Source organism: Candidatus Abyssobacteria bacterium SURF_5, from assembly GCA_003598085.1.
Classification (GTDB): Bacteria; Abyssobacteria; SURF-5; order SURF-5; family SURF-5; genus SURF-5.
The window spans coordinates 1-22828 of record QZKU01000118.1 but is presented as its reverse complement, the minus strand read 5'-3'; the positions used below and the strand labels follow the sequence as shown (position 1 = coordinate 22828).

Annotated in this window: 16 protein-coding genes; 12 read left to right on the top strand and 4 right to left on the bottom strand. The window is 55.1% G+C overall.

Annotated features, from left to right (window positions below; all coding sequences use genetic code 11):
* Positions 1-360 precede the first annotated feature (360 nt).
* From C4520_17330 to C4520_17320, 3 genes are all read left to right on the top strand, one after another.
* Positions 361-1326: a TerC family protein gene (locus tag C4520_17330; GenBank protein RJP17190.1), complete on the top strand. Its 966-nt coding sequence runs from the start codon at positions 361-363 to the stop codon at positions 1324-1326.
* A gap of 85 nt (positions 1327-1411) precedes the next feature.
* The gene (locus tag C4520_17325; protein ID RJP17189.1) at positions 1412-2596 is read left to right on the top strand and encodes a hypothetical protein; all 1185 of its coding nucleotides are present in this window, start codon (positions 1412-1414) and stop codon (positions 2594-2596) included.
* A 103-nt stretch (positions 2597-2699) separates the two neighbouring features.
* Complete coding sequence (locus C4520_17320; GenBank protein RJP17191.1) at positions 2700-3209, top strand: class I SAM-dependent methyltransferase; 510 nt, start codon at positions 2700-2702, stop codon at positions 3207-3209.
* A 70-nt stretch (positions 3210-3279) separates the two neighbouring features.
* Here the strand turns inward: C4520_17320 and C4520_17315 are convergent, their stop codons facing one another.
* Both C4520_17315 and C4520_17310 read right to left on the bottom strand, forming a co-directional pair.
* Positions 3280-5571, bottom strand: coding sequence for a hypothetical protein (locus tag C4520_17315; protein RJP17188.1), 2292 nt, complete (start codon positions 5569-5571; stop codon positions 3280-3282).
* 4 nt (positions 5572-5575) lie between these two features.
* Entirely contained in the window at positions 5576-6568 is a 993-nt protein-coding gene (locus C4520_17310; protein RJP17187.1) for a hypothetical protein, read from the bottom strand.
* 52 nt (positions 6569-6620) lie between these two features.
* Here C4520_17310 and C4520_17305 point away from each other — a divergent pair, with 52 nt between their 5' ends.
* From C4520_17305 to C4520_17295, 3 genes are read left to right on the top strand one after another with little or no spacing between them, the layout of a single operon-like run.
* Positions 6621-7397 (top strand): TetR/AcrR family transcriptional regulator, encoded by a 777-nt coding sequence (locus tag C4520_17305; GenBank protein RJP17186.1) that lies wholly within the window; start codon positions 6621-6623, stop codon positions 7395-7397.
* 12 nt (positions 7398-7409) lie between these two features.
* Positions 7410-8660, top strand: a complete 1251-nt coding sequence (locus tag C4520_17300; GenBank protein RJP17185.1) for an efflux RND transporter periplasmic adaptor subunit — start codon at positions 7410-7412, stop codon at positions 8658-8660.
* Positions 8661-8676: 16 nt separating this feature from the next.
* Entirely contained in the window at positions 8677-11835 is a 3159-nt protein-coding gene (locus C4520_17295; GenBank protein RJP17184.1) for an efflux RND transporter permease subunit, read from the top strand.
* Here C4520_17295 and C4520_17290 read toward each other — a convergent pair.
* A complete protein-coding gene (locus C4520_17290) occupies positions 11783-12973 on the bottom strand; it encodes an MFS transporter (protein RJP17183.1) in 1191 nt (396 codons plus the stop codon). The two genes, C4520_17295 and C4520_17290, sit on opposite strands and share 53 nt — an antisense overlap.
* Before the next feature lie 115 nt (positions 12974-13088).
* On the bottom strand, positions 13089-13385 hold the full coding sequence (locus C4520_17285) for a hypothetical protein (GenBank protein RJP17182.1): 297 nt from the start codon (positions 13383-13385) through the stop codon (positions 13089-13091).
* A 781-nt stretch (positions 13386-14166) separates the two neighbouring features.
* Between C4520_17285 and C4520_17280 the strand changes: the two genes are divergently transcribed.
* From C4520_17280 to C4520_17255, 6 genes are all read left to right on the top strand, one after another.
* Complete coding sequence (locus C4520_17280) at positions 14167-14517, top strand: type II toxin-antitoxin system RelE/ParE family toxin (protein ID RJP17181.1); 351 nt, start codon at positions 14167-14169, stop codon at positions 14515-14517.
* The gene (locus C4520_17275; protein RJP17180.1) at positions 14514-14789 is read left to right on the top strand and encodes an XRE family transcriptional regulator; all 276 of its coding nucleotides are present in this window, start codon (positions 14514-14516) and stop codon (positions 14787-14789) included. Before C4520_17280 ends, C4520_17275 begins: the two co-directional genes overlap by 4 nt.
* A 623-nt stretch (positions 14790-15412) precedes the next feature.
* Positions 15413-17953 carry a DEAD/DEAH box helicase gene (locus C4520_17270; GenBank protein RJP17179.1) on the top strand — a complete coding sequence of 847 codons (2541 nt, stop codon included), beginning with the start codon at positions 15413-15415 and terminating at the stop codon, positions 17951-17953.
* 10 nt (positions 17954-17963) lie between these two features.
* On the top strand, positions 17964-20480 hold the full coding sequence (locus C4520_17265; GenBank protein ID RJP17178.1) for a restriction endonuclease subunit M/S: 2517 nt from the start codon (positions 17964-17966) through the stop codon (positions 20478-20480).
* A 3-nt stretch (positions 20481-20483) separates the two neighbouring features.
* The gene (locus tag C4520_17260) at positions 20484-21224 is read left to right on the top strand and encodes a hypothetical protein (protein RJP17177.1); all 741 of its coding nucleotides are present in this window, start codon (positions 20484-20486) and stop codon (positions 21222-21224) included.
* Between the two features lie 527 nt (positions 21225-21751).
* Positions 21752-22693: a hypothetical protein gene (locus C4520_17255; GenBank protein RJP17176.1), complete on the top strand. Its 942-nt coding sequence runs from the start codon at positions 21752-21754 to the stop codon at positions 22691-22693.
* Positions 22694-22828: the final 135 nt, after the last annotated feature.

Here is a 22828-nt window from a genome sequence, read left to right as displayed (position 1 = left end):
CATCTCCAAAACCACAAAGGAAACCCAACAGAGCCAATAAGAAGGAGCAGTCAGCAAAAATCCGCCCCCAAGGGCCGATTTAGATGCGTAAGCCCTAAGGTGTCAGTCGCCGCCGCTTGACAAAGAATCATGAAGATGCTACCTTATTAGCAATAAGGGGAGTAGCTGTTCAGCGTCGCCGTCAACACGCCCGTTCATGACAGGCCGGTAGCGCTGGCTAATGCGGTTTCTAGCAAGCAAGACCTTTGCCGCAGCGAATATCGAATATTCGGTGCAGCAAAGGTTTTTTTCTTTCGGGACAGTGCGAGAGCAGGTGAGAAGTAAAAGAACGGCCTCAACGGCAAAAGGAGTCGAGTACTGATGTCAAACCAGCTTCTGGCGTGGGTTGGATTCAATCTTTTCGTGCTCGCGATGCTGGCCGTGGACCTCGGCTTTTTTCACCGAAAGGCGCACGCTGTCGGGATCAGGGAGTCTCTGCTCTGGACGGTTCTGTGGATAATTCTGGCGCTGCTGTTCAACGTCGGCATCTATTTCGTCAAGGGACCCGAAACGGCGCTGAATTTTCTGACCGGCTATCTGCTCGAGAAATCGCTGAGCGTTGATAATCTGTTCGTCTTCCTGCTCGTCTTCTCATACTTCAGTGTCCCGCGCGTTCATCAGCATCGGGTGCTTTTCTGGGGCATCCTGGGCGCCCTCGTGATGAGAGCGGTTTTCATAGCGACAGGCGTGGCGCTGATGGAGCGGTTCCACTGGATCATATATGTTTTCGGGCCATTTCTCGTCATAACCGGTATCCGGATGGCGTTCGAAAAAGAAAAGGAAATCCATCCTGAGAGGAATCCGGTCCTCAGGCTGTTTCGCCGTTTCTTCGGGATCACCGAGCAATACGTCGGCAGCCGGTTTTTTTTCCGAGATGCCGGTCGATTCGTCGCAACTCCTCTTCTTGTCGTGCTCCTCGTGATCGAAACCACCGACATCATCTTTGCGCTCGATTCCATTCCCGCCATTCTCGCCATTACGACCGATCCCTTCATCGTATACAGCTCCAACGTTTTCGCCATCCTGGGACTGCGGGCATTGTATTTCGCGTTGAGCGGAATGATGCAGCTTTTTCACCACCTGAACTACGGCCTCTCCGCCGTCCTCGCCTTTGTGGGCATAAAAATGATGTGTTCAGAGTACATCGAAATACCGGTCGTCCTGGCGCTCGGCGTCATCGCCTTCATCCTCCTCGGCTCGGTCGTCGCGTCTCTCATCTTTCCGAAGAGAGAACAACTGCTTCCCCTCCCGCAGGTGGAGCCCGGCGCGGACCCACTGGGCGACTGAACACGCAGGCTTTTTGATTTACTCCTCCGGATAAGATATACTCCGTCGAGCAGCATGGCACAAGGTTCTTTCAGCGAGCGGGAAAATGGACAACGGAAAATCGGATATCAAGATCACCAGCATCGAACTGACGCCGATATATGTGCCGTTCTTCGAGACCGTGAGGCAGGCGATGCAAGCGGGCGCCGGAGGACTGGGCATGGCCATAGCCGCGGAAGAGGCATGGCTCGGCGGCGAGTTTGTCATCTGCAAAGTAACGGCCGACGACGGCAGTGTCGGACTCGGCGAGGCGTTTGTGTGGCTGCCTGAGACGGGCGTCTCCCCCGCCCAAATCATCGACGCGATTCACAGCGCCCTCGGCAAGTATGCGGTTGGCGAAAGCCCGTTTCACGTAGAACGCATTCGCCACCGCATGGAGATAAACGTCACCCGCAACGAAGTGGCAAAGGGACTGCTCGACATGGCTTGCTACGACTTGATGGGCCGAATCACGGGCAGGCCTGCGAGCGACTTCATCGGCGGCCGGTCGACCGATAAAATTCCCCTGGCCGCCCTGATTGCCCTGATGGACATCGAATCGATGGTCGCCTTCGCCCGCTATTTTAATGGGGAAGGATTCAAGACTTTCCGCCTCAAACTCGGCGCCAGCATAAAGGAAGACGTGCGGATCGTCGACGCGATTCGCGAGGCGTTCGGCAACGAGGTTCGCATCCGAGTCGATTACAATCAAGCCTACTCTCCGCCCGAGGCGATCCGTGCAATCAAGGCGATAGAGCCGTTCGGAATCGATTTTGCCGAACAACCGGTTCGCGCCACCGATTACCCGGGAATGGCCTACGTGCAGGGCCGGGTGGATACGCCGCTCATGGCGCACGAGGGCTGCTTTTCATTGCAGGACATCGTCACACTTGTCGAGCTTAAGGCCGTCGGGGTCATCGGCATCAATTCGGAACGTCCCGGCGGCGTCACGAATGCCCTTCGCGCGATAACTTATGCCGAACAGCGCGGCATTGGGATCGTGATACACAATCAGACGCTGGGCATTGCGTCAGCTATGCAGATCCATCTTGCGGCGGCAAAATATCATTCGCTCGGACACGCCATCGAGCTCTTCGGGCATGTCATGCTGGAAAATGACCTGGTAGTGGATCCGCTTGATTATTCGGACGGCTTCGCCCGCGTTCCAACAGGGCCGGGCTGGGGCGTGAGGCTGGACGAAGATGCGCTCGAGCAGTATCGTACCGGCCCCACCATCGTAGTAGAAGCTTAGGTTTCACGTTCAGGCCTCTTCCCGTTCGCCTGCACCGCCTTATAATTTTCTGGAGGGAGGATCGATGATGGACAAGCCGATGCCTAACGCCTTTTTCGCCGGCATGTCGTTTATCTTCAAAATCCGGGACCTGATTCGCCCGCCGGAATTGGTGCTGGCCGAAGTCGATATCCGACCGGGACACCACGTGCTCGATTACGGATGCGGACCCGGCAGCCTAACGATTGCGGCGGCCCAAATCGTCGGCGAATCGGGAAAGGTATACGCTCTGGACCTCCATGAAAAGGCGATACAGAAAGTGAAACAACGCGCCGCCGCGAACCGCCTGAAAAATGTTCAGACGATTCTTGCTGATAGTCCCGCTCAACTGGACACGGAATCGGTCGACGTCGTGCTGCTCTATGATATTTTTCATATGCTCGGTGACCAGGCAGGCATCCTGCGAGAACTGCACCGGGTATTACGGCCGGATGGGATCTTGTCGTTCAGCGATCATCACATGAAAGAGAAGAATATCATGGAAGGCGTAACCGGCGGCAACCTGTTTCGGCTGAAACAGCGAGGAAAAAGGACGTATACATTTCAAAAAATTCAAGATGGCGTTCCCGAATAAACGACATCAAAGAAGCGATCCGTAAAGAAGCTGCGATTCGCTGCTCTTCTATCCACTCTCGGGACGGCAATCACTTCAAGACCCACCCGCCCATGCGATTGTAGGCGCGGTCCCACCAGGTGGGCTCGCCCGCATCCCACATGTTCAGATCGTAGGCGTTCTTTGAGACAACCTTCTCGCCGGATCGCAACACTGCGGCCAGCATGCAGGCTGAACGGCGGGCGGGCATCTTGAGGCTGAAGTGGAGCGACATCTGCGAGGTGTCGGGAGGGACTGTTCCAATGTCAAAACCCAGTTTCATGATTGGCTTGCCGTTCTCATTCAATGAGACATCGAGCCGGCAATCTTCGAGCGATTGCAGCAAGTCATTGATAACCCACACCTCGATTGGGACGATTTCTCCGGGCTCGTGCCGCCTCAGATCGAACTTCAGGCTTACAAGGATCGGGTTGTAGATGTCCTTCAGCGCGTGGTAGGCCAGCTTCGGATTGCGGTAATAATCGACGACGCTCCAGGAGATCGCCGGCCAGGGATCGTTCAGTTGCCAGAAGATGACGCCGCTGCACTCGTACTTGCGTCTTCGATAGTGTTCAATCGCGGTCTGAAGCGCAAATGCCTGAACGCGTTGGCTGGTCTCAACAAAAAATTCCGGCTTTTCAAAACTGGCCGCCGGCCCGACATATCGTTCCAGTTTCCTCAGGTCCGCCCGGTGATATTCCCACTCTTCGCCCGGCGGCCAAAGCGAGCCGTCGGTCACAAACCGTTTCAGGGAATCGACCGAGGGGACGGCCTGAAGTCCGAATTCACTGGCGAACTGGGCGCCGTCGCTGCGATAATCGCGGATATTGCCGCAGCCATGCCAGATAAACCAGTTGTGTGTATCACCCTTGCCGGGAGAGGCCGGGATAAATAGTTTGGCGGGATCGATCGCCCTCACGGTCTGCGCGACCCGGGTAAGCAGCGCGCTATTGCGGGTGGGGCTCAATTCGTTGCCGCCGCAGTATGCCGCAACACAGGGATAATTACCCACCGTCTTTGCAATCGCGGCGACCTCCTTTTCGGCTCTCCGCAGGAAGGATTCGCTCGTCGAAAGATGCCCCAGAAAGAGGCATGCAAAGGGAAACTCCTGCCACACCAGGATGCCCTCGCGCGAACAGATTTCATAAAAGTACCTCTTCTCGCGCAGCCCGCCGCCCCAGACCCGGAGCATGTTGACATGGATTTTCCTGGCCATGCCGATGAGTTCCTCATAATCCTGCTTTCGCAGGCGGCCCATCAGCGAATCGGCGGGAACCCAGTTGGCGCCGCGGATAAACTCCCGTTCCCCATTGATCATGAAGGTCCAGTCAAGGTTCCCCCGCGGCGTCTGCGGATTGCGCTCGAGATGTATTTCCCTGATCCCGACAAGTTCGACCACCTGGTCGCTGATCGTGTCGCCTTCATACACGCTGATTGCAAGTTCGTAAAGATTCGGCTCGCCCCTGTCCCACGGGTTCCACAGGCGCGCGTCCTCCAGTGCAATATTGCGCTCGATGATCTCGGCGCCTTTCTTTACAAAGGCGGTAAAGCTGAAGCTGTGAGCGGAACCGGAGAAATTCGCGGGCCGCAGCCTGACGACGAGACGGATTTGCGTCGCGACCGCGGAGTTCAGCAGAAGTCTTATCTGCAGTTTCGCCGTGCCCAGCTCTCGAAAAACATTGGTCGTGATGGAGGTTTGCCCTATAAAAATGTTGCCGCACCCGATCAAGCTGACCTCGTCCCAGATTCCCATCGTGCGCATATCGGGAGCAAAGTCCCAGCCGAAGCTCATCTGACATTTCAGCGTCTCTATCCGTTCGGGAAACACTTCGGCGCCGCCCTGGAGCGGTTTCCCGATTTTCGAAACCAGTCGCTCCCACGGCGATATCGAAGGTTTCGGAAGGAACGAGGACCCCATGATCCGCACGTTTATGAGGTTCTGCTCCTTGATGATCGAGGAGACATCATACTGATGGTGGCCGAACATGCCTTCGTGCTGGCCGAGTTTGCGCCCGTTGAGATAGACCTGGCTGAGGTAATCGATTCCGCAGAACTCAAGAAAGTACCGCTTGAATTTGGCTGTAGGAGGCGCGAATTTCTTCGCGTACCACCACACACAGTCGTTCACCCACTGCGCCCGCTCATTATTTGTCCCGACGAACAGGTCGGGCAGCCGTTCAGCGGCCATCAAATCGGCGCGAACATTGCCGGGAACGGTTGCCTTAAACCATTCGGTCATCTTCTCGGCTTCGGCTATTGTGCCCGATGCAAAACCGTCATAGATTTTCTTGTATCCCACGCGCCAATCGGCGCCATCAAGCGAAAAGGAGCTGCGATGCCTCATGCCATCAATCCTTTACTTGCCCTTTCCGTGCAGCGGCCTCGTAAAATTCTTCCGCCAGCGCCAGTATCTCCTGAGAATCTTTAAGCGCTTCCACGAGCCGCCAAGGGATCGCCTGTATCCCGTTGAGCGCGCCGCTGATCGCTCCTGCGATGGCGGCTGTTGTGTCGGTATCGCCGCCGGCTCGAATTGCTCCAATAACGGTTGCAAGGAAATCGCGGGGCGTCTTCAGAAAGAAAAAGAGGGAGCACAGCACGCTGGGAATCACATACCCGCTGATCCCCCGCGGCTGGCGCGGGCCAACCTCGGGCTCGCCCGACGCATAAATCAGCCGAAGCGCTTCGTCCGGCTCGAGCGTGATCCACCGGCCAAGCAGGTCCAGATATCGAGAGAAAACGGTGCTGGCCGGGCGCACGGCGGCGCTGATTTTCTTCAAATAATCGGCGGGATCGAGAGATTCGACAGCCAGATTCAGGCGCACCCCTTCTGCCACGGCTATCGCGCCGGCGATGGATCGCGGGTCCTTATGAGTGACAATGCTGGAGATTTCGGCGTCGTGCGGTATGCGGTCGGGGTGCAAACAGTTCCACAGCCCGATCGGAGCCGCCCGCATCGCCGCCCCGTTACCGGCGCGTCCGATAGGTGTTCCCGCTTCTGACCACTTCATTCCTCGTTCATAGATGTTATAGACGCCCTCGCTGCAACTTGCTCCGGCGCCCACAATTTCGCCCGTGTTCCATAATCGAACGAACTCGGCGGCAATCTCGGCGCCGTCAACTTTTCCGGCGCGACAGATCGCTCTCACAATTGCAAGCGTCATCTGCGTGTCGTCCGTATACTGGCCAAGCGGGTAGCCGGCAATTTTTCTAAAATGGATTTCGGCGGCGCCGGCGATTTGAATGGATGGCGGCGGGAGCCCTTCAAAAGGAGCGCCCAGAGCGTCGCCGACCGCACAGCCCACGATCGAACCGAGAAATTTATCACGTACCCTCTTCGTCATTAGCCAAGACCTGTTTCCGGAGGCATCTTACCAAAAACGGGATTTTTTGTAAATGTGCCGGCGCGTACTTTTCAGGGCGTGCCGCAACTTGACTTTCCGAACGCAAGTTCATAAAATGAATCTCAATTCAAGGAATCGGATTCTTCATATGACCGCGCAGATCACCCCCCAACACAGCAAGCTCTGCCGAAAAGAGCGAGAACGACTCCGCCGCGAATGCGAAATCCTGGAGGCAGCCGAGAAGGTTTTCTCCCGCAGGGGTTTCTTTGCCGCGCAAGTGTCGGAGATCGCGAGAGAGGCGGAATTTTCCGTCGGAACCCTATACTCCTTCTTCAAAAGCAAAGACGAAATCTACAAGCGCATCGTCGAGCATAAAGTCGGCGAATTCATTCAAAAATACAGACAATCGGTTGAGAAAACGGCTGATCCTCTGACGCAGATCGAGCGCCTGATCGACACAAAGATAGAATATTTTCTTGCAAACAAGGCGTTTTTCAGGATCTATGTCAGCGAATTTCGAGGCATGGGATACAGTTTTCAGCGAGAGCTGAGAGAAGGAGTGACCTCCTTATATGAAGGCTACCTTAGCTGGCTCTCGGAAATTTTCCGCAGAGGCACGACCTGCAACGTTTTCATCAAGGTCGACCCGGACGCTCTCGCGACGGCATTCGAGGCCGTCAGCAACAGCGCCCTCGTGCGGTGGCTGCGGTCGGGTAACGAGGGTTCAACCGACCAACTGGCGAGTGAGATCAAAAGAATCTTTTTGAATGGGGTTGTTTTGCAGGGAATTTGCCGGCCGGAAATCGATTCGATCGGCCGGGAATATTGATTGATAACGCGTATGGCCGGAAAACGCTTTTCTCCCGAAAATAACAGGAAGAAGAATATGAGCCCCCGCATCAGCAAAATAGCTGTTTCACCGCTTGTGCTTGGTGTTTTGCTTTCGATCGCGCTCTTTGACGGGTGCAGTGAAAAGAAGTCGGTGGAGACGAACAAAGAGCCTCGCGTGACTCTTGTTGACGCCTCGCCGGTAACTGTGCAGGACGTGCAGGTGGTCGTGCGGGCGGTCGGTTCGCTCGAGGCGATTGACCGCGTAAAAGTCGCGCCGGAGATTCGTGCGATCGTCGAGCAGATTTTGTTCGTTGAAAACCAGCAGGTCGAGCAGGGCGACCTCCTGGTGAAACTGGATACCCGAAAGCTGCTTCTCGGAGTGCAGCAGGCCGAAGAGGCGCTGCAGACCGCGCTCGCGGCGAAGGACCTAGCCCAGGCGACCATAAAGCGGACCGAGGCGGAAGTGGAAAACAGGAGGAGCACCTACGGGCGCGACAAAGAGCTTTTCGAAAGCGGGATAATCAGCGAATCTCAATACATTCAATCCAAATCAGCTTACGACAGTGCGCAGGCCGCGGTTGAAGAAGCAAAGGCGGCTTTTCGGCGAGCCGAGAAAGAGGCGGCGGCTGCAGCGACCAGGATCAGCATGGCAAAGGAGAATGAGGCCGATGCATACATAAGAGCCCCTCTGAGCGGCGTCCTGGGAGAGCGCCTGGTGAGTCCCGGCGATTTGGTCGAGCCGGGCACGCCGCTGGTCGAGCTGGTTGTGCTGGACCCCATAGAAATTGCATTTTCCGTCCCCGAGAAATACCGCAGTCGACTTTCGACGGGACAATCCGTTATTTTCGAGATGCCGTCGATTGCCGGGCGGATATTCTCGGGAGCAACCACCTACATCAGCCCCACGACGGACCCGGCCACGCGAACCGTCAAATTGAAGGCGCGCTTGCCCAATAAGGAGAACCTGCTGCAGCCGGGTCAATTTGGAACCGTGCGCCTGGTCCTGGAGGTGCACGAGCAGGCGATTGTGATTCCGGAGGCGGCGGTTGTGCCGCGCGAGGGCGAAACTTTTGTATACGTAGTGAATGATACGGAAGCACATTTGAAGAAAGTGGTTCTCGGCCAGCATCTGGAAGGAATGGTCGAGGTGCTCGAGGGTCTGGAGCGCGAACAGGTTGTAATCACTGCAGGCCAGCAAAAAGTTGCCGACGGATATCCGGTGCGCGTGCGCCGGAGCGACCGACAGAACGGCACAAAGTGATATTCAGGGATATGCCATGTTTCTTCCCGAGGTGAGCATACGCCGGCCGGTTCTGGCGGCGGTCATGACGACGGTGCTGATTGTGTTCGGTATTATCGGGCTGATGCGCCTCCCGGTGCGCGAGTTGCCCGACGTGGACTGGCCGATTGTCAATATCAATGTTACTTATCCCGGCGCGAGTCCTGAAATTGTTGAAACAGAAGTCACCGACAAAATCGAGGAGGTCGTCAATACCGTCGAAGGAATCAAGACGCTCAGATCGGTGAGCGCCGAGGGTGGGGCTTCGATAACGGCCGAATTCGAGCTCGAGCGGGATATCGATGTGGCGGCGCAGGATGTTCGTGATAAAGTGTCAGCCATTCGCCGCGATCTTCCCGATGAAATCGATGAGCCTCGCATCCAGAAATTTGATATCGACGCTCAGGCGATCATGTGGATTGCGGTCACTCATCCCGAAAAGAGCCGGATCGAAATTAACGACTTCACCGAGAACGTCCTGAAGGATCGGCTTGAAAAACTGAAAGGCATCGGCGAGATAACCATTGGCGGCCAGACGCGCTTCGCGGTTCGCCTGTGGCTCGATGCGGAGCGGCTGGCCGCTTATGACATTACCATCAATGACGTTGCGCGCGCGCTCCGATCGGAGAACGTCGAGATCCCGAGCGGTCGCATCGAGGGACAGCTTCGGGAATATGTCATCAAGACCGAGGGCCAGTTCAAATCGGTCGGCGCGTTCAACGATCTGATTGTGGCATATCGAGGAGGCGCGCCGGTGCGGCTGCGCGACGTGGGCGAAGCAACGCCGGGACCGGAATCCTACCGCGCGCTGGCCCGTTTTAATGGGATACCGTCGATCGGGCTGGGGATCGTCAAGCAGAGCCAGGCGAATACCGTCGCCGTCGCCGACGCGGTCAAAGCGGAACTGGATAAGCTGAGGCCGGATCTGCCGCCGGGTTATGAGGTCACCGTCGCCTTCGACGCATCCGAGTACGTGCGCGAGTCTGTCGATCAGGCGAAAGAATCGCTGATACAGGGAGCGATTTTGGCATCGCTCGTCGTCTTTGTTTTCCTCGGGAGCGTGCGCGGATCGATCATTGTCGCCATCGCCATCCCCACCTCGATCCTGGCCGCCTTCGGGGTCATGTATTTCCTTGATTTCACGCTGAACAACCTGACGTTGCTCGGACTGGTTATCGCCGTCGGTGTAATCGTTGATGATGCCATCGTAGTCGTCGAGAATACTTCGCGTCATATTTCCCTCGGAAAGGGCCCGGTGCAGGCGAGCCTGACCGGCACGAACGAAGTCGCGTTCGCCGCAATTGCAACTACGCTTGCACTCGATGCCGTGTTCATTCCGGTCGCTTTCGTCACCGGCCTGATCGGAAGGTTCTTTTTTGAATTCGGCCTGACCGTTTTCATATCCGTTTCGTTCTCCACCTTCATCGCGCTGTCACTGACGCCGATGCTCAACTCGCAGTTTTTTTCGGCCCGAAAAGAAGAGGGATTCCTTCTGAAAACGGTCGATAGCTGGGAGAGGCGCATGCGGGAAGGCTATCGCTCGGCGCTTCGCGTCTGCTTGCGACACCGCGCGCTCATGGTTGCGGTCGGCCTCGCCAGCGTTATTATCAGCGTCTTTTTCTTTCTGTCGCTCGGAACGGAGATGACACCGCCCGAGGATCGGGGATCGATCATTATATTCATGAAGGGCCCCCAGGGGGCGACGGTGCAGTACACGGACAAGTATCTGCGCGAAGTCGAAGCGATTCTGCAAGAGACGCCGGAGGTAAGAACATTTTTCACCGCCATCGGGATGTCACGGACCGTCTCGAAAGTGAACGAGGCCATGTCGTTTGTTCGGCTGCATCCGCTGAGGGAGCGACAGGCCAAGGGCCAGCGGCGCCAGCAGGAAGTTATGGCCGACCTTCGCTCGAAGCTGAACCAGATACCCGGCTTTCTGGTGTTTCTGACGGAGCCCTCCCCGATTCAGCAGGGGCGCAACAAGCCGGTGCAGTTCGTACTCTTGAATCCCGACATCGACGCCCTGCGAGAGGGCGCCGAGAACATGATGGCCGACATGAATCAGGTACCGGGACTCGTGGACGTAGATAGCGATCTGGAAATAAATAAACCGAAACTGCGCGTCGAAGTGGACCGGAATCGTGCGGCCGATATGGGCATTTCGATCGCGGATGCCGCTCAAGCGATGCGCGTTCTGCTGGGCGGAGACGATATCACCGATTTCAAAGAGGGGGGCGAATCCTACGAGGTGGTGGTACAGTTCAAGGCGGCGGACCGCGAGGTGCCGAAGCATATCGATGACATCTATGTCCGTAATGTCAAAGGCGAGTTGATTCGCCTCAGCAGCATTCTCAATTTTGAGGAGACAGTCGGCCCGGCGGAAATCAACCGGTTTAACCGCCAGAGATCAGTGACACTCACTGCCAACACCGAGAACCTTCCGCTCGGCGAGGCGCTGGAAAAGATAAACGCCATTTCGGAGCGGCGCCTGACCGGCGAATTCAGCACGGCGCTTGCCGGCACGAGTGAGACCATGATGGAATCCTTCACCGCACTGCTGATGGCCCTTCTCCTGTCGGTCGTGTTCACGTACCTCGTACTCGCTGCGCAATTCAACTCGTTCGTTCACCCGTTCACCATCTTGCTTGCGCTTCCGCTCGCCTTTATCGGATCATTTGGCGCACTCCTTCTCGCCGGCATGACCTTCAACATTTTCAGTTTCATCGGGATAATCGTGCTGGTGGGCATCGCGACGAAGAACTCGATTCTGCTGGTCGAATTCATCAATCAGCGGCGCCGGCAAGGTATGCCGCGGCGTGAAGCGGTTATCGAGGCGTCTGGTATTCGTCTGCGCCCGATATTGATGACAGCGATCTCGACAATCGGCGGCGTCTTGCCGATCGCGCTCGGATTGGGCGCCGGCGCTGAATCCCGCCGTCCGATGGGTGTAGCGACTGCCGGAGGGCTCATCTCCTCGACGTTGCTCACGCTGTTCATCGTTCCGGTCGCTTACTCGCTGATCGATGATTTCGGGCAGCGCTTCGTGAAATTGCTGGAGAAACTGCATCTGAAGCCTGTTCATGCATCGGAAGAAGACGAACGGCTCAGGCCTGGTCCGGAACCGGCATCGCCTCGACCGCCCTCCGCGGTCGGATGAATTGGAGAAGCACAAGCCCCACGACCATGAAAGCAGCCGTTACGGGAAACAGTGAGCGGTAGCCGAGCGTATCGATGATTTTCCCGCCGACGAGCGGTCCGATGATCTGCGAGGTTGCAATGCTGATAATGCTGAAGCCGACGAATTCGGCGGTCCGCTCCCGCGGGATCAGGTCCAGAAAAAAGGCATATCCCACGCCCATAACGGCGGCGTAAGGAATTGCGGTCAAGCCCACCAGGATGACGGCCTGCGTCAGGTTCTGAGAGAAGCCCACAAGCAGCTCCGTTACCGCCCACAGAGCGACCATCAGCGACAGAATCCCTTTTCGTCCGAACCGGTCTCCCATCATTCCGAGTGGCACCACGAATAGCGTCGCCACAATTGCGAAGGCGACCAGCACCAAAAAAGCCTCGCCCTCGGGAATCCGCAGCTCTTCGACCGCAAACAGCGTGGCAAACGCCGATACCATCCAGAAGCCGAGCCACCAGAAGAACTGCGCGAAAAAGAAGCCGACCGCGTTTCCTTCTTTAATGATATTCCGGAGGTAGCCGATCACAGATGGTCGGCTTGCGGAGGAGGATCGTGCAGCGATCCCGGGTTCAGCGAGCAGGCTGATTGCGAGCAGCAGCGCTCCGAAACAGACAACGGCAACCAGACGAAATACCATGTTCGGGTACTTCTCCCACAGGCTGAAGCTGATGACGAAGAACGAGATCAACGCCACGCTGCCAAAAAGGTTCATGATTCCGCTTGCGGTGCTGCGCTGCTCGGGCGGCGTGACGTCGGGCAGCAGCGACAGATAGGGAGTCTCCGAAAACCTGAGCGAGAAGTAGGTTGTTCCGCACAAAACAGCGACCAACCAGAAGGCATGGGCGTACGGCAGGCTCAAGATGCACAGGAGAACACCGATGCTCCCCATGAAAATGTAGGGCCGGCGCCGGCCGTAGCGGCTGCGGCTGCGGTCGCTGATGTAGCCCACGATCGGCGGCACGATGCATCCGGAAACTCCCGCGAGGCTGAGCACCATCGCGATATTGAATTTCGAGTCGGTAAAGGTTTTCAGAAAGAGGGGCATCGGCCCCGTATGGAGGCCCCAGAAGAAAGTCAGGCCGAACCAGCCGACCCCGATCAGAGCCATTTTCCTGTATCCGATTTTAGCTGTTTCCAAATGCGTTGCCCCTCCGCCTTAATTGTGAACTTGCGGTATTGCGCCAAAGATTCGATGTGGGATTACGTTGTGGGAGTGCTGGAACTTACTCCTCGGTCGATTCCTGCAACAACAGGTGGATGGCTTTCTCGGCCTTTGATTCCGTCACCCTGAGTCGGTAACCCGCTTTAGCGCGCGAGAAAATGCTGAAACCCGAAGTGTCCTCGTCGGAGATCGAGCACGCTATCCCTTCGGCATCGAGGACTGCCTTGGAAAGATAGGCATAAAATGGCTCTTTGAAAATCGCGATTGTCACAAGTTTCTCGAACAGACTCTCCGCCGGCAGAGAAACGCCGCCGTCTTCAGAGATAAAAAACCTGTTCTTATGCTTGTCTCCCGTCATACTGCTTCTCCCTCGCGCGAAAGGCAAACTCGCCTTCCGCCCTTCTCCCTTTGCGGCGGGTTCCCCCAACCTCAGCTCGTCCCGCCTTCTGCATTATCATATCGCCAAAACGGCGCCTTTTTCAAGGCGAACGGCCAAAGACTAGCGGAAACGGGCGCTCTGGTAAAAGAATTCCTCATCTCGACTTTTCCTCTTTCGTAGCGCAGGCATCCTACCTGCAATTTTTCAACCTGAAACTTTGAACCTGAAACTGTTCTTCTTGTTTGGTAGCATAGGCGTCCCGCCTGTGGTTTGCCTTTACAGCTAAAAGACCTGCTCACAGGAGCAAACAGAGGAAATCACGCGAAACGCGTGACTGACCACGTGGGCCACGTAGTCAGCCATATCTCCAATAGGTCTTTCCGCTTGGACCCGTGAACTGGAATCTTGAACTTTGAACATTGAACCTTGAACTAATTTCTGACCACAGATAACGACACAGATGCACACGGATTTTTCACGAGCCTGCCCCGGACTCCGATCCGGGGTCATTCCCGCAGGCCTTAGGCGGGAATCCAGAATACGCGGCGCAGCCATGCCTGCCACGCGGCTCGCGTGGTCATATGAACCTTCCTCGCTTTCCCGGTGGCATGGGCATCCCGCCTGTGGTTTGCATCTTACCTGCATCTTTTTCAACTTGAAACCCCGGATCAGGGTCCGGGGCATGCTTTGAACCTGGAACTGTTCCTTCCCGTAGCGTTCATCTCTTGACTTCAGTTAACATACATGTTAACCTGCTGATATGAGAACGGTGATGTTCTACAAGACCGGCGAAGGGAAATGTCCCATCGAGAAGTTTTTAGACTCTTTGCCAGGCAAGGCTGCCAGAAAGGTGACGTGGGTTCTCAAGCTTGTGGAGGACCTGGAAAGGGTTCCATCGATATATTTCAAGAAGTTGGTCGCAACTGAAGAAATCTGGGAGTGCCGAATAACATTTGGCTCGAACACATATAGAATTCTCTGCTTCTTTGCTGACGATGCCACTGTTGTTTTGACTCATGGATTCATGAAGAAGAGCCGGGTGACCCCGATATCTGAAATAAGGAAGGCCGAAGCCATGAGGCGGGACTTCCTCGAAAGGAGAAAGAAATGAGCGATCTCAATAAATACGTCAAGAAAAGAAAAAAGAAAGAGAAAGAATTTGCCCAAGGTTACGAAGAGGGGTACGAACAATTCAAAATTGGCGTGATCCTTCGCGAGGCTCGCGTCTCGGCGGGCTTGACCCAGGAGGAACTGGCTCGCAGGATCGGGACCAAGAAAACCGCAATTTCCCGGATTGAAAACCATGCGGAAGATGTGAAGCTGTCCACGCTGAAAAAGACAGCCTCTGCATTAGGAAAGAAACTCGAAGTGAAAATTGCATAGGAATTTGAGCAGGCGTCTTGAAGAAACCTTCTCCTACTCTCTGTTGTCGACTTTCGATTTTCCCTTGCTCTCGCCGCTTCGGCTCAACTTGGAACCTGGAACTTGAAACCTGAAACCGTTCATTCACCACGGAGGCCACTGAGGAGCACGGAGAAAAGACGAAATCTAACCACCAAGACACAAAGGCACAAAGAAATTCTTTGAACGCCGACACGCCAAGAAAGGATCCACAGGAGCAAACAGAGCAAACAGAGCAAACAGAGGTAGCTTCTTTCGACTTTGGACCTTGAACATTGGACCTTGAACCCATTTTCACCCCAGTCTCCCGACTCCTCCCTCCCGACTATCCTTCTCGTTCCGCCTTTTTGTTTGATTCCCTGTGGACCGTGGACTGTCACCTGTGGTCTGCATTCCGATTGATTTTCTTCACACTCAGTGGTATGATGTTGCCGCACTGGGCGACCTACCGGAAAATGATAAGGAAGCAGCAAAATGGCTGTCCCCGATTATCAGAGTCTTATGCTGTCCACTGCTTGGATTCGCTGGAGAGAGCAGGCGACTCGTCAAAAGTGTAGGCCCGACCCCTTCTTCACCTGACCACCATCGCTGAGCGAGAAATGTAAGTGCCCAAGAAAGAAGCCACAGCTCGAATCAAGATCAACAAGCTGCTTGAAGCGGCTGGCTGGCGTTTCTTTGCGGAGGGGAACAAGCCCCCCAACGTGCGCCTCGAACCGGGCGTCGCCATCAAATCAATCGATCTGGACGCCCTTGGGAACAATTTCGAGAAAACCAAAAAAGGCTTCATCGACTTCCTGCTGCTCGACGCCAAAAGCTTCCCGCTCATCGTCCTGGAGGCCAAGTCCGAGGAAAAGGATCCGCTGATCGGCAAGGAGCAGGCCCGCAAGTACGCCCGCTCACAGAACTGCCGCTTCGTCATCCTCTCCAACGGCAATCTGCACTACTTCTGGGATCTCGAACGCGGCAACCCTTACATCATCACTTCGTTTCCGACACCCGACTCGGTCGTCGGCTACCAGAAGATCACGCCCAACCCACAGCGTCTGGTGGAGGAGCAAGTGGGCGACGATTACATCGTTCTCACCCAGCGCCCGAACTACCGATCCGAGGCAGGGTGGCGGATTGAAGCGGAGCGGCCCGGCTACATCCAGGCCAACAAACTTCGCTTTCTCCGGCCCTATCAGCTCAAGGCCATCCATCGCCTTCAGGCCGCAATAGGCGAAGGCAAGGACCGCTTCCTGTTCGAAATGGCCACCGGCACCGGAAAGACCCTGACTGCCGCTGCCGTAATCAAGCTCTTCCTCCGTTCCGGCAACGTACGGCGCGTCCTCTTCCTGGTGGATCGGCTCGAACTGGAGGAACAGGCCCGGAAAGCCTTTATCGCGCTGGTGTCCGCCGATTTCAAGGCGGTGATCTACAAGGAGAATCGAGACGACTGGCAGCGGGCGGAGATTGTGGTTACAACGGTGCAGTCACTGCTATTCAACAACAAGTACCAACGGCTTTTCTCGCCGACTGACTTTGATCTCGTTATCTCCGACGAAGCGCACCGCTCCATCGGTGGCAATGCCCGAGCCGTCTTCGACTACTTCATCGGCTACAAGCTGGGCCTCACCGCCACTCCACGCGACTACCTCCGCAGATTCGACAGTTCGAATCCGGGCACCCGCGACCCGCGCGAGGCCGAGCGTCGCTTGCTGCTGGACACCTACCGCACCTTCGGCTGCGAGAACAGCCAACCCACCTTCCGCTATTCTTTGCTGGACGGCGTGAAGGAGGGCTACCTCATCAGTCCCACGGTGGTGGACGCCCGTAGCGAGATCACAACCGAACTTCTTTCAGAAGAGGGCTTCATCGTTTCGTTCGCGGACGATACCGGCGAGGATCAACAGCAGGCCTTCAAGCAACGCGAATTCGAAAAGCGCTTCTTTTCGGACGCCACCAACCAACTGTTCTGCAAGACGTTTCTTGAGAACGCCCTGCGCGACCCGGTCAGCGGCGAAATCGGCAAGTCGATCATCTTTGCCGTCAGCCAGCCCCACGCTACCAAACTGACAAAGGTTCTCAACGAGATGGCCGACCGCATGTTTCCCGGCAAATACCAGTCTGACTTCGCCGTGCAGGTGACCTCACAGATACCCGATGCCCAACAATTCACCGTTAACTTCAGCAACAACAACCTGCTCGGCTCGTGTAACTTCTTGCCTGCCTACAAAACCAGCAAAGCCCGGGTTTGCGTAACGGTCGGCATGATGACAACCGGCTACGACTGCACCGACATCCTGAACCTCGGTCTCTTCCGTCCGATCTTTTCACCCACAGACTTCATCCAGATCAAGGGACGCGGCACGCGTACACACAACTTTCTGGACCAACTCCTCGATGACAGCCTCAGGGACGTTGTGCAGAAACCGTTGAAGAAAACCTTCAAGCTCTTTGACTTTTTTGCCAACTGCGAATACTTCGAGGAGAAGTTCAACTACGACGAAGTACTGAAACTCCCTCGGCCGAAAGGAATGGGCCCCGGCGAGGGAGGAGGCAAAGGCCCGGTGGTCGTGGGCGGCACTTACCAATACTTGGGCGCCGACATCCTCTCCATGATCAACGAAGAGACTATCGGCTTCGAGGGAATGAAGATCGACCGCATGTTCTTCGAGAAGTTCGAAGACACAATCCGCGCCGATGAAACCGTCGCTTCTGCCGTCGAGGCCGGACAGTGGGATCGCGTGATAGACTACGTGAACCGCGAGGTCTTCGACAAGCCAGAGGAGTACTACACCCTCGACAAGCTGCGCAAAGCTGCTGCCGTGGACCGCCGCATAACACTGCGTGAGATTCTGGAAAAGATCTTCGGCCTCATTCCGCGTTTCAAATCCAAAGACGAGCTGCTGGAGGAAGAATTCGCCAAGTTCGTCGCCGACTACAAGCCCGAAGAAGCTACCGCCATCCCGGCCATCAAGAACTACTTCAAGGCTTACGTCACCAGCGGGCGCGTGAGGGACATCATCGACACCCGCCAGTTCACTGATCTTGCGACCAACCCCGTGTTCTCGACACGGGACTTCCGAGCCGTGCCGAAGAAGTACCGCACGCTCGTCCCTGAATACATCAAGGACTACGTCTCTTTGAACCAGTTCGCCGCTTGAAGGGGATCTCATGCTCGACAACGACACCAAACGCCGCATCGACACCGCCCGCGACATCCTCGTCGGAAAGCTTCCCGATCCGAAGTCCCAGGTCGAGCAGATCACCATCGCGCTGATCTACAAGTTTATGGATGATATGGATGCCGAGTCCGAGGAACTAGGCGGTAAGCGGAAGTTCTTCACCGGCGAGTTCGCCCGCTACGGCTGGGCGAAGCTGATGAGTCCCGGCCTTGGCGGCCACACGATGCTTGGCCTCTATGCCGAAGGCATTACCAAGATGCCCGAGAATCCCGGCATCCCGCCGCTCTTCCGGGACATCTTCAAAAACGCCTACCTGCCGTACCGCGACCCCGAGACGCTCAGGGCGTTTCTAAAGATCATCGACGAGTTCGAGTACGACCACTCCGAGCGCTTGGGCGACGCCTTTGAATATCTGCTTTCGGTGCTCGGCTCACAGGGCGACGCCGGCCAGTTTCGCACGCCGCGCCACATCATTGACTTCATAGTCGAGGTCGTGGCCCCGCAGAAGGGCGAGGTCATTCTCGACCCTGCCTGCGGCACCGCCGGATTTCTCATATCCGCCTACAAGCACATCCTCGGCGCCAACACCGACGACAAGGGCCACAGCAAGCTCACGCCCGACGATCGCGGCCGCCTCGCCAATAACATAAAAGGTTACGACATTTCGCCCGACATGGTGCGCCTCTCCCTGGTGAACCTCTACCTCCACGGTTTCACTGATCCGCATATCTACGAATACGACACCCTCACTTCCGAGGAGCGCTGGAACGAGGTTGCCGACGTCATCCTCGCCAATCCGCCCTTCATGTCGCCGAAAGGCGGCATCAAACCTCACCGCCGCTTCTCCATCCGGGCCAAGCGCAGTGAAGTCCTGTTCGTTGACTACATGGCGGAGCACCTTACCCCTACCGGCCGCGCCGGCATTATCGTACCCGAGGGCATCATCTTCCAGAGCCAGACCGCCTACAAAGAACTGCGTAAGATGCTCGTCGAAAACTACCTCGTCGCCGTCGTCTCCCTGCCGGCGGGCGTGTTCAATCCCTATTCCGGGGTGAAGACCTCCATCCTCATCCTCGACAAGTCTCTCGCTCGGCAGAGCGACACCATCGCCTTCTTCAAGATCGAGAATGATGGCTTCGGTCTCGGCGCCCAGCGCCGCGCCATCGAAAAGAATGACATCCCGCAGGTCCAGGCCGAACTCGTCGCCTGTCTCCAGGCCCTCCGTAGCCGCAAACCCACCGCAGAGGTCCAGATCAGCTGCGGTCTGATCGTGCCGAAAGAAAAGGTCACAGCAAATGGCGACTACAACCTCAGCGGAGAACGGTATCGGGAGAATGGTGCTGATACCGCGCACTTTCCGATGGTTCCACTTGGGGCGGTTGCCGTAATTGAAAGCGGCTCGCGTCAGAAAGGCGGTGCTATTGACTCAGGCATCCCGAGCATTGGTGGGGAACAGATTGACGAAAAAGGAAGCATCCGTTTAAACAAGATGAAGTACATCTCTAAAGATCATTTTCGAGGAATGAAAAAGGGCATTCTTCAAAGAGGCGATGTGCTCATCGTAAAAGATGGTGCGACCACCGGAAAGACCGGTTTCTTTACCCATGATATGCCATCTGCCGTGAATGAGCACGTCTTCATTCTTCGGGCGAAGCAATCCATCCATCCCTACTACCTTTATTGCGCGGTCCGGGCCAGTGCCTTTCAAGACAAACTCAGGCCGTACATCAAAGGCATCATTGGAGGCATTAGTCTCGAATTCAGTGAAATCACCATTCCCCTGCCACCGCTGGAGGCACAGATGGAGATCGTGGCGGAGATCGAGGGCTACCAGAAAGTCATTGACGGCGCCCGCGCCGTCCTAGACAACTACCGCCCCCACATTCCGATCCACCCCGACTGGCCGATGGTGGAGCTTGGCGAGGCTTGCATTGTGAATCCCCGCAAGTCCGAGGTTGCTGACCTTGAAGGTTCAACAGTCGTGTCATTCGTCCCTATGTCAGACATCGGCGAGCATGAGATGTTCTTCGAACCAAGGGAAACGAAGCAATTAGACGAGGTGACCACGAGCTACACCTACTTCAAAGACGGCGATGTCCTTCTGGCGAAGGTGACGCCTTGTTTTGAAAACGGAAAGGCCGGCATAGCACGTGGGCTCCGCAATGGCATCGGTTTCGGCTCAAGTGAATTCTATGTTCTGAGACCTACCGATGGTCTCCTCCCGGAGTGGGTTTTTATGTGTGTCGCAACGCAAGCATTTCAGGCGTGGGCTACACCGCAGATGACGGGAACCGGAGGATTGCAGCGTGTTCCAAGAGCAGTTGTGGAGAACTATAAAATCCCTCTTCCGCCCCTCGCCACCCAACAAGCCATCGTCGCCGAAATCGAAACCGAACAGGCGCTGGTCGCCGCCAACCGCGAACTTATTTCGCGCTTTGAGAAAAAGATCCTGGCCACCCTCGCCCGCGTCTGGGGCGAAGATGAACCGGCCCCGGCAGAGGATTGAGAAATGGAAGAAGCCGCCGACCTAGGTAATTACCTGCCGCTCTCCTTCAAGAGCCCCAAAGAGGAGGAATACATCAAGTTCCTCTGGGACGCCTTCGAGAGCAACTACACCCACGGCAAGTTCCAGTTCGCGTTCCTTGCCTACCACATGCTCACCATGAGCTTCGTCTATTTCAACATCTGGCAGATCAAGAAAACACGACCTGAGGATTTCGAAAAAGGGCTGATTGGTTTCGCGCGAGACGAGAAGGCGTTACTTGAAGCCACCTCGCCCTTCGTCTTCAGTACCGTCAACGAAAAGACCATCCTGCGCTTCCTTAAGCTCATCGCCTGCGACAACGGCAAGATCGGTACGTACGCCAAGCTTGTGACCGACCGCAACGACGCCGCCCACCCCAACGGCAATATCTTTTTCAGTACGCAAGACGCTCTTGATATCAAGATTAGCGAGGTCCTCCGCGCGGTGGACGAAATCCAGACCCACTCCAGGTGCGTCATCGAACACTGCTACCGCGAATTCCTGCTCCAGAGCCATGACCCCGAAGAACGCGAATACCCCGATGCCATCGACCAGATCCGTGAGCTGTTGATCCACGGCAACTACATGTCGAAGAAAGACATCGACATCTGCCTCGGCTTTAACGTGGAAACCCTCGCCGGCAACGAGGGAATCGAGAACATTCGTGCACTCCACGACGCTCTCGCAGCCAATTACAAGGAGGATGATGCGAACCGCACGGCATAACAACCCAGAAGAGAATTGGTGTCAAGTCTTGGTCAGGTCTTGCACTGCAAACATCAGGCAGTAAAGCAGAGAGCGAATAAAAATGTGTCATTGCCCTCTTCTTCGGGAGCATGTCCTATCTTCTTCCGCAATCAAGAGCGAGGCTGGCAGAAGAAAGTCCGGAGAGATTATTACGGAAGGTTTCTCCTGAAGGGCGGAAAGCGGGTTCAAATAAAAAGGGGCGGCCGATGGGGACGCTCGCTTTTGTATAGGGAATTTCTCGACTGACTGTTTGACGGCCACATCGCCAAGCTGACCGAAAAACAATGGCAGAAAAAGACCCACCGCCTCACCCGCCTGATCACAGAGATAACGGACTGCACCAAATTGCTTTCGAAAGAGGATGGAAGCATTAAACGAGAAGCGCCAGCGTCTTCTATGGTACCGGCAGAAGAAAGATGCGCACATGCTTTAAACGAAGTTTAAAGAGCCCATTCCGCTCCATTCGGAGAAAGAGGCGAGAATAGCGGGTGGAGAAAGCGTCTGAAATGAAAGAAAACACTAGGAAAAGCAGTATTATTGATGGAGTTAAAAACCTGAGAGGATGTAATGAGCAACCTTCTAACACTGAAATAATGGAGGCATTACAGAGGTCTGGTTATCTTCTTGAACAGCGGCTTTGCCCTATTATCGAGAAGTGCGGTTTTTCAGTCACCCCAAACGAACAGTATCAAGACCAAGATACGGGAAAATCACGTGAGATAGACATAAAGGCTTTGTCCGTGAGAGAACTTAATGAAGAATTTAATCATTGTCTATTTACCGAATTGCTTGCTGAATGCAAAAATAATTTATACCCAGTCGTCTTTTTTAGCCAAAAAGAATCTGTGCCAGATTGGATGGCCCCTGCTGTGTTCACGGGTCAACCTGAAGTTGTATTTGAAAATGCCACGTCTCAATGGAAAACTCCAATCTCTAGTCACGTGCGATTCGACACGTTTCATCACAGCGCTAATCCGCAGTGGATAGCGAGACAGTTCTGTAGACTGAAGAAGGACAAAGGAAAATGGATCACGTCCCATGATGATTTATATTCCTCAGTTGAAAGCCTCGTAAAGGCCACGATATATTTTGTGGAAGAATTTAAGAAGTCTTGTCCTCAAAACAGAGTCAGATTATCCTTGATCTACCCTCTCCTGATATTTTCTGGATCTATCTACGAATGTCGCGTAGCTGGAAAACAATACAAATTGAAACCAACGAAGCACTTGCTTTTACATAGAACTATAAGGTCAAAAGAACTTGAGGGAGATTTTCCTATCGATGTCATTCAAGAAGAATATCTTCAAAGATTCCTAGCTATGATCAATAAAGAAAGCGATGAACTTCAGAAGAAACTGGAGAGGAAGATCGACCTCCTTAAGAAATCAATTGAGCTTCCAGAAGTCAGGGTTGGGATTCGAAAAGCGACTAAAGAAAGAGAGAAGTAAACCGGTCGATTATCATAAATCTCATTTCTTCTTTTGATGGTAGTGTAGGCTAATTTCTGTAAAAGTAGACAAAGCGGCCAGCTTTGTGCTCCAATCTTTGGTTGTAGTTGTAGGGAAATCAAAGAGAGGAGGACA

Bases quoted from the DNA above. Each gene is read 5' to 3' on its own strand.
- C4520_17330 (RJP17190.1), top strand. From the start codon at position 361: ATGTCAAACCAGCTTCTGGCGTGGGTTGGATTCAATCTTTTCGTGCTC.
- C4520_17325 (RJP17189.1), top strand. From the start codon at position 1,412: ATGGACAACGGAAAATCGGATATCAAGATCACCAGCATCGAACTGACG.
- C4520_17320 (RJP17191.1), top strand. From the start codon at position 2,700: ATGTCGTTTATCTTCAAAATCCGGGACCTGATTCGCCCGCCGGAATTG.
- C4520_17315 (RJP17188.1), bottom strand. From the start codon at position 5,571: ATGAGGCATCGCAGCTCCTTTTCGCTTGATGGCGCCGATTGGCGCGTG.
- C4520_17310 (RJP17187.1), bottom strand. From the start codon at position 6,568: ATGACGAAGAGGGTACGTGATAAATTTCTCGGTTCGATCGTGGGCTGT.
- C4520_17305 (RJP17186.1), top strand. From the start codon at position 6,621: ATGTGCCGGCGCGTACTTTTCAGGGCGTGCCGCAACTTGACTTTCCGA.
- C4520_17300 (RJP17185.1), top strand. From the start codon at position 7,410: ATGGCCGGAAAACGCTTTTCTCCCGAAAATAACAGGAAGAAGAATATG.
- C4520_17295 (RJP17184.1), top strand. From the start codon at position 8,677: ATGTTTCTTCCCGAGGTGAGCATACGCCGGCCGGTTCTGGCGGCGGTC.
- C4520_17290 (RJP17183.1), bottom strand. From the start codon at position 12,973: ATGGCTCTGATCGGGGTCGGCTGGTTCGGCCTGACTTTCTTCTGGGGC.
- C4520_17285 (RJP17182.1), bottom strand. From the start codon at position 13,385: ATGACGGGAGACAAGCATAAGAACAGGTTTTTTATCTCTGAAGACGGC.
- C4520_17280 (RJP17181.1), top strand. From the start codon at position 14,167: ATGAGAACGGTGATGTTCTACAAGACCGGCGAAGGGAAATGTCCCATC.
- C4520_17275 (RJP17180.1), top strand. From the start codon at position 14,514: ATGAGCGATCTCAATAAATACGTCAAGAAAAGAAAAAAGAAAGAGAAA.
- C4520_17265 (RJP17178.1), top strand. From the start codon at position 17,964: ATGCTCGACAACGACACCAAACGCCGCATCGACACCGCCCGCGACATC.
- C4520_17260 (RJP17177.1), top strand. From the start codon at position 20,484: ATGGAAGAAGCCGCCGACCTAGGTAATTACCTGCCGCTCTCCTTCAAG.
- C4520_17255 (RJP17176.1), top strand. From the start codon at position 21,752: ATGAAAGAAAACACTAGGAAAAGCAGTATTATTGATGGAGTTAAAAAC.